This window comes from Marinobacter mangrovi (genome assembly GCF_016798325.1).
Lineage (GTDB): Bacteria > Pseudomonadota > Gammaproteobacteria > Pseudomonadales > Oleiphilaceae > Marinobacter_A > Marinobacter_A mangrovi.
This window is the reverse complement of the sequence record NZ_JAERVO010000008.1, coordinates 44,887-60,134: the sequence shown is the minus strand read 5'-3', so window position 1 is coordinate 60,134 and position 15,248 is coordinate 44,887. Positions and strand designations below refer to the sequence as shown.

The 15,248-nt window shown below is 60.4% G+C and carries 10 protein-coding genes; 3 read left to right on the top strand and 7 right to left on the bottom strand.

Annotated features, from left to right (window positions below):
• Window positions 1–235: 235 nt before the first annotated feature.
• Both JL474_RS19545 and JL474_RS19540 read right to left on the bottom strand, forming a co-directional pair.
• Window positions 236–3,469 carry an Ig-like domain-containing protein gene (locus JL474_RS19545; protein ID WP_203143518.1) on the bottom strand — a complete coding sequence of 1,078 codons (3,234 nt, stop codon included), beginning with the start codon at window positions 3,467–3,469 and terminating at the stop codon, window positions 236–238.
• Between the two features lie 16 nt (window positions 3,470–3,485).
• Window positions 3,486–4,817: an aromatic hydrocarbon degradation protein gene (locus JL474_RS19540; RefSeq protein WP_203143516.1), complete on the bottom strand. Its 1,332-nt coding sequence runs from the start codon at window positions 4,815–4,817 to the stop codon at window positions 3,486–3,488.
• A gap of 551 nt (window positions 4,818–5,368) precedes the next feature.
• Here JL474_RS19540 and JL474_RS19535 point away from each other — a divergent pair.
• A complete protein-coding gene (locus tag JL474_RS19535; protein ID WP_203143514.1) occupies window positions 5,369–6,064 on the top strand; it encodes a glutathione S-transferase N-terminal domain-containing protein in 696 nt (231 codons plus the stop codon).
• An 8-nt stretch (window positions 6,065–6,072) separates the two neighbouring features.
• On the opposite strand, the gene pobA is transcribed toward JL474_RS19535, so the two are convergent.
• Window positions 6,073–7,257, bottom strand: coding sequence for a 4-hydroxybenzoate 3-monooxygenase (gene pobA / locus JL474_RS19530; RefSeq protein WP_203143512.1), 1,185 nt, complete (start codon window positions 7,255–7,257; stop codon window positions 6,073–6,075).
• A gap of 133 nt (window positions 7,258–7,390) precedes the next feature.
• On the opposite strand from pobA, the gene JL474_RS19525 reads away from it, so the two are divergent.
• Window positions 7,391–8,362: a helix-turn-helix domain-containing protein gene (locus JL474_RS19525; protein WP_203143510.1), complete on the top strand. Its 972-nt coding sequence runs from the start codon at window positions 7,391–7,393 to the stop codon at window positions 8,360–8,362.
• A gap of 25 nt (window positions 8,363–8,387) precedes the next feature.
• On the opposite strand, the gene JL474_RS19520 is transcribed toward JL474_RS19525, so the two are convergent.
• From JL474_RS19520 to JL474_RS19510, 3 genes are all read right to left on the bottom strand, one after another.
• The gene (locus tag JL474_RS19520; RefSeq protein WP_203143508.1) at window positions 8,388–10,439 is read right to left on the bottom strand and encodes a TonB-dependent receptor family protein; all 2,052 of its coding nucleotides are present in this window, start codon (window positions 10,437–10,439) and stop codon (window positions 8,388–8,390) included.
• Window positions 10,440–10,553: 114 nt separating this feature from the next.
• Window positions 10,554–11,402 (bottom strand): endo alpha-1,4 polygalactosaminidase, encoded by an 849-nt coding sequence (locus JL474_RS19515; RefSeq protein WP_203143507.1) that lies wholly within the window; start codon window positions 11,400–11,402, stop codon window positions 10,554–10,556.
• A 179-nt stretch (window positions 11,403–11,581) separates the two neighbouring features.
• On the bottom strand, window positions 11,582–12,691 hold the full coding sequence (locus tag JL474_RS19510; RefSeq protein ID WP_123636218.1) for an S-(hydroxymethyl)glutathione dehydrogenase/class III alcohol dehydrogenase: 1,110 nt from the start codon (window positions 12,689–12,691) through the stop codon (window positions 11,582–11,584).
• A gap of 153 nt (window positions 12,692–12,844) precedes the next feature.
• Here JL474_RS19510 and JL474_RS19505 point away from each other — a divergent pair, with 153 nt between their 5' ends.
• Entirely contained in the window at window positions 12,845–13,831 is a 987-nt protein-coding gene (locus JL474_RS19505) for a GlxA family transcriptional regulator (protein WP_123636217.1), read from the top strand.
• 52 nt (window positions 13,832–13,883) lie between these two features.
• Here the strand turns inward: JL474_RS19505 and JL474_RS19500 are convergent, their stop codons facing one another.
• The gene (locus tag JL474_RS19500; protein ID WP_203143505.1) at window positions 13,884–15,191 is read right to left on the bottom strand and encodes a short-chain fatty acid transporter; all 1,308 of its coding nucleotides are present in this window, start codon (window positions 15,189–15,191) and stop codon (window positions 13,884–13,886) included.
• Window positions 15,192–15,248: the final 57 nt, after the last annotated feature.

Here is a 15,248-nt window from a genome sequence, read left to right as displayed (position 1 = left end):
CCATCCCTGGCCCGCTATGGCGGTCAAGGACGTCCGTGTCCTTTTCTCCAGCGATGGTGTCCATGGGTTTCGATCAGACCGCGTGTCATATCCGCAGGCGTGATGGATAGGTCTACGGCTCACTCGAGCATGTAGCAGACGCTTTAGCTTCTGAGGCGCTGAAGGCGCCCCGCGGACTTCCCGTGACCATAAAAAAGGCCAGCCCGAAGGCTGGCCTTTTGGTTCGAGGCTGGTATCAGCCGTCTTCTGGAATCTCCTTGATGGGATTGGAGATGAAGTTCAGGTAAACGCCATTTTCGGGGATCACCAGTGGGATGGAGACGGCGCCAGAGCTCTCGCTATCGCCTGCATCGATAATCTGCTGACACGCGCCGAAGTTACCGGTGAACAGTCCGCCAAGACAGCTGATAAAGTCCACGCCGGCGTTGACGATGGCGCTCTGGCTGGAGACGACGACGTTGATTTCCGGCACGTTGTGGCTGATCTGCGCAATCTGCATGCGACCATCATCAAAGAAGGTGATGGGGCCGCTCAATTCCAGCGTGAACGGGTAGCTGTACAGGTTGTGATGCAGAACCCCTTCCAACGGGACCGTCAAGTTCGGAGCGTCCAGGGTGAGCTCGGCTTCCGTCTTGAAGATCGGCTGACCATCGTCACCTTCGATAATGATGCCGGGAATCAGACTGTTGCGAGCGCAATCGCTGGTGCAGTTCGGGTCGTCCTTTGCGTAACGCATGCGCAGGATCTGTGGTCCTGTTCGCTGTTCGCCCAGCGGATCCAGATAAACGCTGGCATTTGTCGTCGCAAGCATTGTTGGATAAAGCAGAACCCGAACGCCCGTTTTCCCGGTTTCCTCGTCCACTGCGGGACCGACCACTTCAGTATTCAGGCCGTAGGTCTGATAGATGAACTTGTTACGCGGGCAGTCCGCCCCGCCTGTCTCGCAGCCAACACGAGCATTGCCCGAAATTCGAGCGCCCAGTACGGTTGCCGTTTGGTCGGTCACGAGCAGTTTGGCGGCGTTGGCCGACGGCAGGAAGCCGCCAGAACCGTCAGGCTCATGGTCAAAGGGTTCCAGGCAGTCCTCACCTCCCAAACCTCCATCACAGTCGACGATGTAGTTTGAGTTCACGTCGCGGATTGGCAGGTTTCGAAGTGGTGTAAAGACTGACTGGCGTTTGTCGCCACCTTCGAAATAGATCGTGAGAGGCTGGCCGCCGACATCTTCGGGATCTTCCAGAAGATCGGTCTGCAGAGCCAGGTTGTTCTCGCCACAGACGATTGTGTCGCTCGTACCGTCGGTACACGTACCATCCTGTTCCGATTCCAGTGTATAGCGATAATAAGCGCCTTTTTCCCACGGTTTATCGGGATAGAAGCGGATGCGCTGGTTGCTCTTCTCCAGTCTGCCTGTTACTTCCTCGATCAAGCTGGTGTCCTCGTTGACCTTCTCGACCTTAAACGTTTCACCAAGACGAATGGAGTCCAGATTCATGGACTGGGAGAAAACCACTACGATCGGGCGGTCAGCCGGCATTGTCGACAGTGGAAGAACGTCGCCCTGTTCGCCATCGGGCGCGTCGTCCCAGCACTGTCCATGAGTACCGGCGGCCAGATCAACACCGGTTGTCTCACACGGATAGCCCGGGTAGGTGGTCAGTGCAATAGGGGAACGCTGGGTGACCGATGGTGTCTCTGTATCCAGGGCCGGCAACGCAAAACTCAACGTCCGGGTCGTCGCCCCGTTCCCCGACACATCCGTCAGCGAACTGTTGATATTGAGTGTGTAGTCCACGCCATGCTCCAACCCGCCAACCGGGTTCACCGCAATCGTGGTGCCATCCAGCTTGGTCCGTACGTCGCTCACTTCCGTGCCGTCGGCATAGAGCGTCACACCACCGGCCACAGTATCCGGATCCAGCGGTTCGTCGAAGTTCAACACGACCGGGTCACCCGGGCGTTGCATGGCCTGACGGGTGTCGGGAATGGCGTCTTCCGGTCCCGGCATCCAGCTCACCAGTTCCGGGCCGGTTTCATCGATCGGGCGGTCCGGTGCGGTCATCTGCTCGGACGTATCCGCCTCGATGTGGAAGGCGATGGTGGAGTCGGTGTATTCCTGGCCCAGCAGGTTGGGTTCGACCATGCCGATGGCGTCGATGGTCAGGATGCCGTCCTTGACGATGGCGATGCCGGTCAGCTCGACCCGCAACAGGTCCTGGGACAGTGACGCGTTAGGCTGGGCCTCCTCGGTGTTCATGGATACGTCCATCCACAGGCGGACGTGGCGCGGTGCTTCGTCGTCTTCGCTGTAGGGATTGGGGTAGAGGTAACCCATGGCATCCGACAGCATGGTGACCTTGATGGTGCCGGTCTCCTGGGGCTGGCCGGTTTCGGCGTTGAGGATGGGGACGCTGCCATTGATTTTTACGTCCAGGCTGGTGCTTTGCAGGATCGTGCCCTTGGGTACGCGCAGCGGCACCGGCGTGTCGCCCGGGAAGCTGGGGGCGTAGCCCAGTTCGGCATAGAGGGCGCCGGTCTGTTGAGACGGGCCGGCGGTGCCCTGGAGTACGGAGTTCAGCGTCACCGCGTTGACGTACTGGCCATCGAGGATCGACTGTTCGCTGAAGTTGGAGTCGACGATCTTCTGGTACAGGATTTCGGTTGGGCCGGTTTCCTGTGGCGTGAAGGTTTTCTCGTAGGTCAGCGAGTCGCCCTTCATGTCCATCAGACCGTTGATGCTGAGCGTGTAGGTCTCGTCAGGATCCAACTGGTCGTCGGCGCTGCCGCATTGGTGGGGATCATCCACGGTGCAGGGATCGACCGTCAGTTTGTTGTCCGAGACCAGTAACGTCGCCGGCACCAGTTCGCCGTTGCCGTCGAGCAGGGAAACCGTGGTGCCATAGACGGCCGAATCCGGATGGATCGAATGGCTGGTACGCAACCGGATGGTGGAGAAATCCATGAACTTGAAGGTGTCGCCATCCGGCAGCGTGTCGACGACCTTGAAGTCCGCCGACAGGTTGGCCAGCTGGGCCACGCCGGTGAGGCTGCCCCGGGTTGTGAATTGGACGCCATCGGCGCCCACGGCGTTGGGCGTGCCGATGGTTCGATTGCCAGCTGCGTCCAGGTTATCCGCGAAGCTGACGGTGTATTCAGTGCCTGGTGCCAGCTCGCTGTCGGGAGACAGGACCAGGCTGTTGCCGCCGTCCACCTTCTCGACGCTGAACGGCACGCTGGTATCGCTGCCGGCCGCCGTGATCCGGATCTTGCTGGCGGCGTCTTCATCGGTGATGGCGTTGGAAAACCGCAGGACCACATCCGCTTTGGTAGAGATGTTGGCCTGGCCGTCCGCCGGGTAGGCGTAGACGACCGAGCCCGGCATCTGGGGTTCGTTCACGGTCTGTTCTTCACCCCCGCAGGCTGCCAGCAGCAATGCGGGGGCCAGAGCCAATATCTTGTTGTATTTCATGGCCTGTACCTCTTGCTCAGAATTTCAGCGTTACAGAGCCGCTAAACACATCGACTTCGCCATCGGTGGTGACGACTTCGCCGTCACGGGTGCCGGGCTTGGTGCTGTCGATCGTGAAATCGCGGTCCTGCAGCATCTGGCGTTGATAGGCAATATCGAAACGCACCGGGTAGGTCAGCACGCGCGTGCGGGTGTACTCCGCGCTCAGGCCGATACCGGCGATGTACTTGTCGTTATCGAAGTAGTTGACGTCCTGGGTGCTGTTGCTCTTGAGTGCGGACTCCTGGTACGCGAAACCAAGGGTCAGGCCGAAGTGCTCGGCAAACTTGAACTCGGCACCGATCCGCGGGATCAGGATGTCCTTGAAGCGGGCATTGGCCTGGTCCTTGATCGTGTCGTTGTCAAACTCGTCTTCCAGGTCCGACCAGTTTTGCTGCTCGAGCGTCAGGCCCAGGCGCCAGGAATCGGTGCCGTACTGGATGCCGGCCGCGTAGATGGACGGCTGGTAGGAGTCATAGGTCAGCACCGAGAAGACCAGCGGAGCGCTCTCCGGAATCAGGCCCGGAATGACGGTGTTGGCGCTGACTTCGGTGTTGGTGTTGGAGCTGCTGCGGTAGGCGAAGGCGGTTTCCCAGCCGTCCAGCCAGCACTCGCTGTCCGGGCAGAAGGTCTCCCCGAGATCGATGCTGGTACTGAGGATAGAGCGGATGGATGGCTTCGCGTTCACCGTCAGGGATTCGTACTGCGTGTTCCCGGCCAGGTCGGTGGTGGTCTTCAGGCTCGCGCTGGAGTGAAGCGTGATGCGCGCCGAAGCGCCCACATCGATGCCGCGCCAGAGCGTGGTGGCGCCCCCCAGCAGCAGGAACAGGGGCTGGCGGCCGTATTCCAGGAACTGGCCGGTCTCCGAGGTGTTGGATTCGAAGGCGAGCATTTCCTTGCCGTACTTCTCCACGCCGGCCATGAAGCCAAGGTAGATCGGGTGGTCGAAACGGGTCAGGGAGGTCAGGTTGGTTTTCATGCCGATCAGGACGTGCTGACTTTCCTGATCGGAGACCACGTCACCATCCCGGTACGGTGACTTGGCACGCAGCTCCGGTTGAGCGTGCATCAAACCGGACGTCAGTTCGCCTCGGGGATCCTTGGCCAGGTAAGCCGGGTTGTAGTAGGTCGCCGAGACCTGGCTGTTGAACATGGACAAGGCCTGGGCAGACGCGACATCCGTTGGCAGGATGCCGTAGGTGGTACCGATATTCCCCATACTGGCGGATGCGGTGGAGGCCATACCGGCCAGGGTAAGGGTGACCGCCGAGATCAGGAGTCGGGACGGCTGGGGCGCCTGATTTGTCATGTGGATACTCCATTATTTGTTTTCTTGTTCTGCCCGGGTTACGGGGTGCGTTCCTTCAGCGATGCATCCTGTCGGGCATTCTTAATGGGACATTTGTGCACTTATTGTTTTGTTGTGATCTTAGGCCGTAATGGGCCACGGGTGTTTGGCCTGACTGACAGCTGCTTCAGTCCGTCTAGTCATATGAGGCCGCGGCTGTGTAAAACGCCGTTAAGGTGGTTTCAGTGTAGGCCGACATAAGTCGGGTTTAGGTCATAAAAAACAGATATTTAACGGGTTTTTACATGGATTTGCGATCTGTCGCTTCGAGGGGCGTATGGAATTGTTGCGGCGTGTTCATTTTGGTTCCGGTGTGAACTGGGTCACAAAATTGGAGGTTGTTGGAGGGCGCCACCCGATCGGCCGACGAGCAGGAAAGTTGACGCGATCCTGCACGATTGGTGCATAATAGACCGGTCGTCTATATTGGTGGGCAATGACACTTTTCCGCGCACGCTGCCCATCGGAATGTCCTTGGCGTGCACTCACGCCGCGAATGAAGGAGCCCGATCATGATCGACCTTTATTACTGGACCACCCCGAACGGCCACAAGATCAGTATCTTCCTGGAAGAGGCCGGTCTGGAATACCGGACCATCCCGATCCACATCGGCCGGGGTGACCAGTTTGGTGAGGCCTTCCTGAAAATCTCTCCCAACAACAAGATCCCGGCGATCGTGGACCACAACCCGGTGGATGGCGGTGCGCCACTCTCCCTGTTTGAATCCGGCGCGATCCTCGAGTACCTAGCGGAAAAGACGGGCAAATTCCTGTCAAAGGACCTGCGCCAGCGCTGGGATACCCTGCAATGGCTGTACTGGCAGATGGGCGGTTTCGGGCCGATGCTGGGGCAGAACCACCATTTCAAGCAGTACGCGCCAGAGAAAATCGACTACGCCATCGATCGTTATGTCAAAGAGAGCGAGCGGCTTTATGGCGTGCTGGACGACCTGCTGGCGGATCGCGATTACATGGCGGGCGAGTACTCCATTGCCGATATGGCGACCTACCCCTGGGCCAAGGGCTGGGAAAAACAGGGGCAGGACATCGAAACCCTGCCCAATGTGAAGCGCTGGCTGGACGCCATCGGCGAACGCCCGGCCGTGCAGCGCGCCTATGCCCTGGCCGATGAGATCAGCCAGGAGGCGGTGGTCAACGAGGACAGCAAATCCGTTCTGTTCGGTCAGGGGCGGCGCCCGAAGGATTGAGCCGTCTATTATTCGATGGATTCGTAGGGCAGGCCCACATAGTTCTCTGCGATCACGCGCAGGCCGGCTTCGGACTGGATGTGGTAGTCCAGTTCGGCCTGGCGCAGCCGGTACTCGAACTCGTCCTGTCCCTCGAAGCGATGCAGCATCGACGTCATCCACCAGGAAAAGCGCTCTGATTTCCAGACCCGGTTCAGGCAGGCCCGGGAATAGTTGGGAATCAGGTCGGTGCGACCGTCCTGACTGATCCTTGTCAGCAATCGATACAGGCTGTTGACGTCGCTGGCCGCCAGATTCAGTCCCTTGGCGCCGGTCGGGGGAACGATGTGCGCCGCATCGCCCACCAGGAACAGCCGACCGAACTGCATGGGCTCGGCGACGAAGCTGCGCAGGGGCGCGATGCTTTTCTCCAGGGACGGTCCGGTGACCAGGTTGGCGGCGGCGTCGTCCGGAATACGGCGTTTCAGTTCGTCCCAGAAACGCTCGTCCGACCAGTCCTCCACCTTTTCGGTCAAGGGCACTTGCACGTAGTATCGGCTGCGGGTGGCTGAGCGCTGGCTGCACAGGGCAAAGCCCCGCTCGTGATGGGCGTAGATCAGTTCCTCGGAGACGGGTGGCGTATCGGACAGCAGACCCAGCCAGCCGAAGGGATACACTTTTTCAAAGGTGCGTATTCGATCCTCCGGGATGCTCTGGCGTGAGACGCCATGATAGCCATCGCAGCCTGCCACGTAGTCGCAATCCAGGCGGAAAGTCTCACCGTTTTTCTCGAACGTGACGAAGGGTGCGGCCGACTCCAGATCGTGAAGCCGCACGTTGTCGGTTTCATAGATCGTCTGCCCGCCGGACGCTTCGCGGGCTTCCATCAGGTCGCGGGTGACTTCGGTCTGGCCATAGACCATCACCGACTTGCCGCCAGTCAAGCCTTTCAGGTCCACACGGACCCGGCGATTGTTGACGGCTAATTCGAATCCGTCGTGGGGCAGGCCTTCGGCGTCCATCCGCGCGCTCACTCCGGCCTCGCGCAGCAGATCCACCATGCCCTGTTCCAGCACGCCGGCACGAATGCGGCTGAGCACATAGTCGCCACTGCGGCGTTCCAGGATTACGTTGTCGATGCCCTGTCGTTGTAGAAGCTGTCCCAGGAGAAGGCCGGACGGTCCGGCGCCAATGATGGCGATTGTTGTTTTCATGGGTGTACCTCGGTTGTTCTTGCTCTCGTTGTTATTTGTAGTTTTCCGGGAAATGAACGGCGATATAAGGCAAAATCTGAACAAAGAATTGGACTTTTTAGAGATTGGCTGATCGAGGAATGCGGGAGGCAGAATGATGGGAAAAACGGTCAGAACGGCACCCGAGATGGACCGGGTTCCTGTCTTCAAACTCTATGGTGAGACCCGGCAGTGGCCGACGCCGGATCTGCTGCACTGCGAGTCCATTGCCGCCCGCAGCCGGCTCCACGACTGGCATATCCGCACCCATCGCCATGCGGATCTGGTGCATGTGCTGTACATCCAGACCGGGCAGGTCGCTTTGGAGCTGGAAGGGCTGGAACATGATCTGAAGGGTCCGCTGCTCATCGTGATCCCGGCCATGACCATTCATGGTTTTCGGTTCAGTGAAGATATCGACGGCCACATCATCACGCTCGCCCGACCATTGGCGGAGCATCTGGCCAACTGGCCGGGCGCCGCAGCGCCGGTGCTGACCCGCCCCGGCTTCTATCCGTTGCAAGCGGGAAAGGCGGCCCGGCGCATCCAGCACCTTGTGGACGAGATCGCCGAGGAATATCGCGACCCGGGCATCGGTCGGGACATGGCGCTGCATGGACTGATCCAGGCGCTGGTCAGCCAGCTGATGCGCCGGCGCGAACGGGATGTGTCTCGTAAGGGAACGTCATCGCACCGGGGTGAGCCACGGTCGGAGCGGTCCGGCGAGCATGTGCGTCAGTTCCAGACGTTGATCGAAAACCATTTCCTTGGCCAGCCGACCATCGAATGGTTTGCCGATTCCCTGGGCATCACGGCGGCCCATCTCAATGCCCTGTGTCGGCGTGAGACCGGCGCCAGCGCCTTGCAGTTGTTGCACGAGCGGGTGCTTCTGGAGGCCAAGCGCAATCTGACCTACACCAATCTCACCATCAGCCAGGTTTCCGACATGCTGGGGTTTTCCGAGCCGGCCTACTTCACCCGTTTTTTCAAGCGACTGACCGGGTTTACGCCCAAGGCCTTCCGGATTCGGCACAGTGGTTCGATGACTATCCCGGAATCCGGGGGCGACCTGCCCGGTACCCGCTAGATCAGCGCCTTTCCCCGACGGGACACTAGAACGTCAGTTCCAGTCCCGCGTAGACCGTGCGTCCCGAGGCCGGCTCGTAATAGCGGCCGTTGCTGGCATTGATGCGCACGTTGGCGAAGTATTCCTCGTCGGTCAGGTTGCGGATGCCGGCATAGGCTTTCAAAAGGGTGTCGCGGCTGACGTACCAGCCGTCGCCGCCCCGCAGGCTCAAGAGCCAGTAGTCGTCCACGTCGACGGTATTGGCGTCATCGGCTTTCATATCGCCCACGTAGCGAGCTTCAATCGCGGCGAAACGCTCACCAGAGCCCTGCCATTTCAGCTGGTTGTTCCAAGTCTTTTCCGGCAGGCCGGGAATGCGGTTGCCGTCGTAGTTGTTACCGGACGATTCATAGTCATCAAAGCGATAGCGGGCGAGTGTCAGCGCGGATTCCAGGCGCCAGGCCGGAGCGAAGCGCCAGCCGACGGCCATCTCGATGCCCTTGCGGGTGGTGTCGCCGGCGTTGCGGTAGAAGGTGCGGTCGCTGTCGCCGGCCAGTTCGTAGGGAATAAGCTCGTCACGCACGTCGACCCAGAATAGGGTCAGGTCGTAGTCGACGTTGTAGCCGAAATTCCCACGCAGACCCAGTTCGTGATTGACGGATTTCTGGGGCTCGATGTCGGGATTGAATCCGCCGACACCACTGGGATTGGCGAACTCCGAGAACGTGGGCGTCTCGAACGCAGTGCTGATGTTGGCGTAAGCCTGGTGGTCGGGCCGGTAACGCCAGCTGAGGCCGGCCGATCCGCTCCACTGGTTGAAGGTCTTGTCGCCGCTCTGGTCGCCATCGTCGAGATAATCGTCGTCCACTTCCAGGTCGACCCGGTCGAAGCGGCCGCCGAGAGAGACGGTCACGGTATCGGTCAGGTCCAGGTCGCCCTGGGCAAACAGGCCGAGTGCGGTCGCTGTTTGCACTTCATCGGCACTGACGCCTTCGATCTCCCCTGAGAAGGCGACATTGCGACGGCCGCGGTCGTCTTCCTGGCGCCGGGCTTCAATCCCGGTGACGTAGCGGAAGGGCAGGCTTCCGAATGACAGAGACTGGTGGTACTCGGTGCTGGCGCCATAGTAGTCGCGGTCGTAGTTGATCAGGCTGTCGCCGGGATACGGCAGTTGCTGGTCGAAATTCCGGTGCAGATAAAAGGTTTTGGCGTAGAACTCGCCCGGTCCGGCGGAAAGATCCTCGTACTGCAGGCCCACTACCTGCTGGTCGACGGTCTGTCCGGTGTCGTACTCCTCGGTGAAACGGCCGGCCTGCTGACGGTCTTCTTCCACCTGTTCAGCGGTCAGGGCGCCCGGATCGTCTGATCGGGGATTGTCGAGCAGGTTCAGGACAAGGGTCAGCGCCCGGCCACTGCCCAGGTCCCGGCGCAGCTTGCCGTTGAGCAGGTACTTCTCCACGTGACTGTGGTCCCGGTAACCGTCGAAATTCAAAGCGGAAAAACTGATGTTGTGGGACCAGGGACCATCGTGCCCGCTGTGTCCGGCTGCGAACTTGCCGTAACCATCACTGCCGCCTTCCAGGCGCAGGGTCGTGTGATCCTCGTCGTAGCGACCGTCCGGCGTGGTGACGCTGAGCACGCCGCCCGCCGCGTTGCCGTAGAGCACGGATGCCGGGCCACGAATCACCTCAATGCGCTCGGCGCTGTCCAGGTCGATCGCGTCCAGCTGGGCCTGGCCATCGGGCAGGGTGTAGGGAATGCCGTCCACCAAAACAGTGACGCCGCGCACGCCGAATGGGGCGCGAGCTCCGAATCCGCGAATGGAGAGTCGTTCGCCCTGGGCGAAATTTTCCCGGTTCTGCAGAAACACGCCGGGCACCTGTCCCAGTGACTCGTCCAGCTTCAGGCGCTGCTGGCCGTCCTGGATCTCCGACTGGTCTACGACCGACATGGCGGCCGGTGTGTCATACAGCGAGCGTTCCAGGCGACCGGAGGTGACGGTGATGGTGTTGAGTTCCGGCGTGGCCTGGCCGAGCGCCAGGGTGGGCAGGGCGCACAGGGTCAGGAAAAGCGGCGTTTGAATTCGGATATCAGGCATGGCAATCGCTTCGGCTGGGTGAATGTCCATTTCGGTAGGAGGCTAATTTTCTGCCTCCAGCCGAAACCGGTCAATTCGGGGAATAGCCTATTTTCAGCGTTTTCCCGGGCCGCTTCAGTTGCAGCTGTATCGAAAGCTGTTATCCAGGTCCAGTGGCAGCACCAGCGTGCTGAACTGGCGGTTGACGCTATCGGTGCACAGGGCCGCCCGAGCGGTGGCATCGTTGACGTACTGATCCTGGTACTCGGCATTGAGCACGGCCTTGTTGGCATCGATAAACGGCTGCAACCGATCGCACTCGCTGTACTCAAAGCACTCTTCGTTCACCGCGAAATCAAAATAATTTACCAGTGGGTCAATCTGGTTCAGATCGTTCTTTAGACCCACGGCCAGCGTTCTTTGGTGGGCCTCGTTGGCGATCCAGCGGTTGTAGGCGAGCTGGTCCGCGGCGGTGAAATCGAAGCCGGGATCGTTGGTGTAGGCGTCCATGTTATCCGGTTCGACACCATCGCAGCCCTTATCGACCGCCAGATCCAGCCGCGCCGCCATGATCTCGCGCACGTTCTCGTTGCGGATATCCAGCCAGCGTTCGCCGTCCCAACCATCCAGGCTGTTGCCCAGGTCGGCGGCCTCGAAGTCTCCGGCATCGTCGCGCCAGTTTTCATAGGAGCCGGCTGAAAAATAGCAGATGACCTTCTTGCCGGTGGCCTGGATGGACTGGATGAGCGACACGTCCGAATCGAAGAGATCGATGTCGTAGATTTCCACGTCGTAGTCCGTGTCCACCGTGCCCTGGAGCTGCCACTGCCAGGTCACCAGTGGAACGGGTTGGTACCAATCGCCGCCGGTGATGGGATCGGAATCCGAACTGGCCGAGGTGTTATCTGATGTGTCGCCTGACGATGAACCACCGCAGCCGACGAGGAGGAAAGACAGAAAAAACAGCATTCCCAATGTTTTCATGGAACCATCCCTGTTCGAAGATTGGGGTCATTATAGGGGGGCGGTGTGGCGAGTGGATTGCCCAATCCCGTTTGGTTACCAAATAAAACAGAAGTGGGTAAGGGCAGTGTTGCCGGGAAAACGTTGAGGGAGAGAGGCCCCGGGCCGCCGAAAGGCGGAGCCCGGGGTTGGGCGATGGATCAGTAGTGAATCACCGTCCGGATGCTCTTGCCTTCGTGCATCAGCTCGAACGCTTCGTTGATGTCTTCGAGCTTCATGTTGTGGGTGATGAAGGTGTCCAGCGGGATCTCGCCTTTTTCGGCTTTTTCCACGTAGCCGGGCAGTTCGGTGCGGCCCTTGACGCCGCCGAAGGCGGAGCCCTTCCAGACCCGGCCGGTGACCAGCTGGAACGGGCGGGTGCTGATTTCCTCGCCGGCGCCGGCGACGCCGATGATGATGGATTCGCCCCAGCCCTTATGGCAGCACTCCAGAGCGGCGCGCATCAGCTTCACGTTGCCGACGCACTCGAATGAGTAGTCGACGCCGCCGTCGGTCATCTCGACGATGACTTCCTGGATCGGCTTGTCGTAGTCGTTCGGGTTGACGAAGTCGGTGGCGCCCAGCTCTTCGGCGATCTTGAACTTGGCCGGGTTGATGTCGATGGCGATGATGCGACCGGCCTTGGCCATCTTGGCACCGATGATCGCGGCCAGACCGATACCGCCCAGACCGAAGATGGCCACGGTGGCGCCTTCCTCGACTTTCGCGGTGTTCAGGACTGCGCCGATACCAGTGGTCACGCCGCAACCCAGCAGGCACACCTTGTCCAGCGGGGCTTCCTTGGGGATCTTGGCCAGGGAGACTTCCGGCAGCACGGTGTATTCCGAGAAGGTGGACGTGCCCATGTAGTGATACAGCGGCTCGCCCTTATAGCTGAAGCGGCTGGTGCCGTCCGGCATCACACCCTTGCCCTGGGTAGCCCGGACCGAGCCGCACAGGTTGGTCTTGCCGGATTTGCAGAACTTACACTCGCCGCACTCGGCGGTGTACAGGGGGATGACGTGATCGCCCACTTCGACGGAGGTCACGCCCTCGCCGACGGCTTCAACGATACCGCCGCCCTCGTGGCCGAGGATGGTCGGGAACAGGCCTTCCGGATCGGCACCGGACAGGGTGTAGGCGTCGGTGTGGCACACGCCGGTAGCGACAATGCGAACCAGCACCTCGCCCGCCTTGGGTGGTTCCACATCCACTTCAACGATTTCCAGGGGCTTATTGGGGCCAAAGGCAACGGCCGCGCGGGATTTCATCTGTCGGTTCTCCTCAATTTCGATGTGCCATGCAATTCGATTAGGATAATGCACACTTCCGCCGTCTGCCCGTCGAATTGCCCCGGATCAGGGACACATCGCCTGTAAATTTGGACACGGCGCGCCATCCGTCCTTCAGTGAAGAGGTTTTGCATGTCCGAACGCCAGAGACACCGCGTTGATCTGGTCATCTATCCGGGGTTCAAATCACTGGAGGCCATCGGCCCGCTGACGGTGTTCACCTATGCTAACAAGCACCTGGAAAGCCAGGGGATGCCCGCGTTTTATGACATCCGGGTGGCCGCCGCGATCGCCGGACCCGTGGTATCCGACACGGTCATGACGCTGGAAGCCGCCCAGCGACTCGATCCGGACGATCTGCCCGATACCGCCCTGGTGGCCGGCGCCCATGATATCGAAGGCTCCATGGCCAACGCCCAAGGTGTGATCGACTGGGTGAAAACCAGTGCGCCGCGGATCAAACGGTTCGCGGCACTGTGTACGGGCACCTTCTTCCTGGCGGAAGCCGGACTGTTGGATGGCCGGCGGGCGACCACCCACTGGCGCATGTCGAAGCGGCTGGAGCAGCGTTTTCCGGCGATCGAGGTGGACGTGGATGCGATTTTTATCCAGCAGGACAACCTGTGGACGTCGGCCGGCGTGAGTGCGGCGATCGACCTGTCGCTGGCCTTTGTGGAGCGGGACTGCGGTCACAAGCTGGCGCTGGAAGTGGCGCGGGATCTGGTGATCTTCCTCAAGCGGCCGGGCGGGCAGTCCCAGTTCAGTGCGGACCTGGCCAGTCAGATGTCCCAGTCCTCCGCCGTGCGGCGCATTCAGGCCTGGATCCTGGATCATCTGGAGACGCCCTTTACGTCCCAGGAGTTGGCTGAGGAAGCCGCCATGAGCCTGCGCCATCTCACGCGGCTGTTCCAGAAAGAAACCGGGATGAGTCCCCTGGAGTTTGTCGAGCGCTCGCGTCTCGACAAGGCGCGCCGCCTGTTGCAGGACACGGAATTGCCCCTGAAAAGCATCGCCTTTCGCTGCGGCTTTTCGTCGGATGAGCAGCTTCGTCGCACCTTCCGCAAGTACCTGTCGATCCTGCCCACCGATTATCGGGCGCGCTTCTCCAGTCCCAACTGATGCCCACAAAAAAGCCCCGCCGTGCGGGGCTTTGATGGCTTGGAGGCTAGGCCTACAGGAACGTCAGCCCAAGGCTGATCAATACACCGGTAATGATCAGCAGCAACAGGCAGTAGCCCATGATGTCCTTGGCTTTCAGGCCGGCGATGGCCAGCACCGGCAACGCCCAGAAGGGCTGCAGCAGGTTGGTCCAGGCATCGCCCCAGGCCACGGCCATGGCGACACGGGGAATATCGGCGCCGAGCTGCTGGGCGGCCGGAATCATCACCGGAGCCTGCACGGCCCACTGACCGCCACCGGACGGTACGAAGATGTTGACCACGCCCGCACTGATAAAGCTCCAGAACGGCAGGGTGTCGGCGCTGGCAATCGAGGCGAAACCGCTGGAAATGGTCCCGGCCAGACCGGACTGGGTCATGATCGCCATGATGCCCGCATAGAACGGGAACTGGATGACGATGCCGGCTCCGCCGCTGATCGCTTCATTCAGGCTGATGAGCAGGCGGCGTGGGGTTTGGTGCAGGATGATGGCGAGGAACAGGAACATGAAGTTCACGATGTTCAGGTTCAGCCCGCCGTCTTTGACGAAATACTGGAAGGTAAACGCCAGGCCGGCAAAACCGACCAGCCACGCCAGCAGACGGCTGTTTTCCAGGTGTTCCGCCGGACGGGTGATGGAGACCGCTTCGTCGCTACCGTCGTCCAGTTTTTTCGGATCCACGAAGATGCTCTCGCTCTGTGGCGGCAGCATCAGGCGGTTCACGATCGGGACGAGGACAAACAGCGCCACCACGATCGCCAGGTTAAAGAAGGAAAAAATGGTCTCGCCGGTACCAATCACACCGATCATGCCCTCGGCGAAATGACCCTCGGTGGCGATGGTCAGTGGAATGGAACCGGCCAGACCGCCGTGCCAGACGATGAAGCCCGAGTAGGCACTGGCAATCAGCAGCGGGTAGTGCACCTGGATACGACGGGCCAGTGCCTTCGCAAACAGGGCACCGACCACCAGGCCGAAGCCCCAGTTGATCCAGCTGGCGGTGAGGGCGACGAAAGTAACCAGGAGGATAGCCTGCCCGGGGGACCGGGCCAGGCCGGCGATCCGGTCCAGGATGCCTTTCACCAGGGGTGTGTTGGCCAGCATGTAGCCGCTGATCAGCACCAGCAGCATCTGCATGGAAAACGTAAGCAGGTTCCAGAAGCCGTCACCCCACATGGTGACGACGGCCTGAGGCGACTGGCCTTCCACGCCCATAGCGGCGACGAAGACCACCAGGGTCAGCAGCAGAACGAAAATGTAGGGATCAGGCAGGTAGCGTTCGACCAGCCGGACGAAGGGTTTCGATGCGCGATTGAGCATTGAATGGATACTCCGTTTATTGTGTTTGTGACGTTATTCGGACTCGCAAAGACAGGG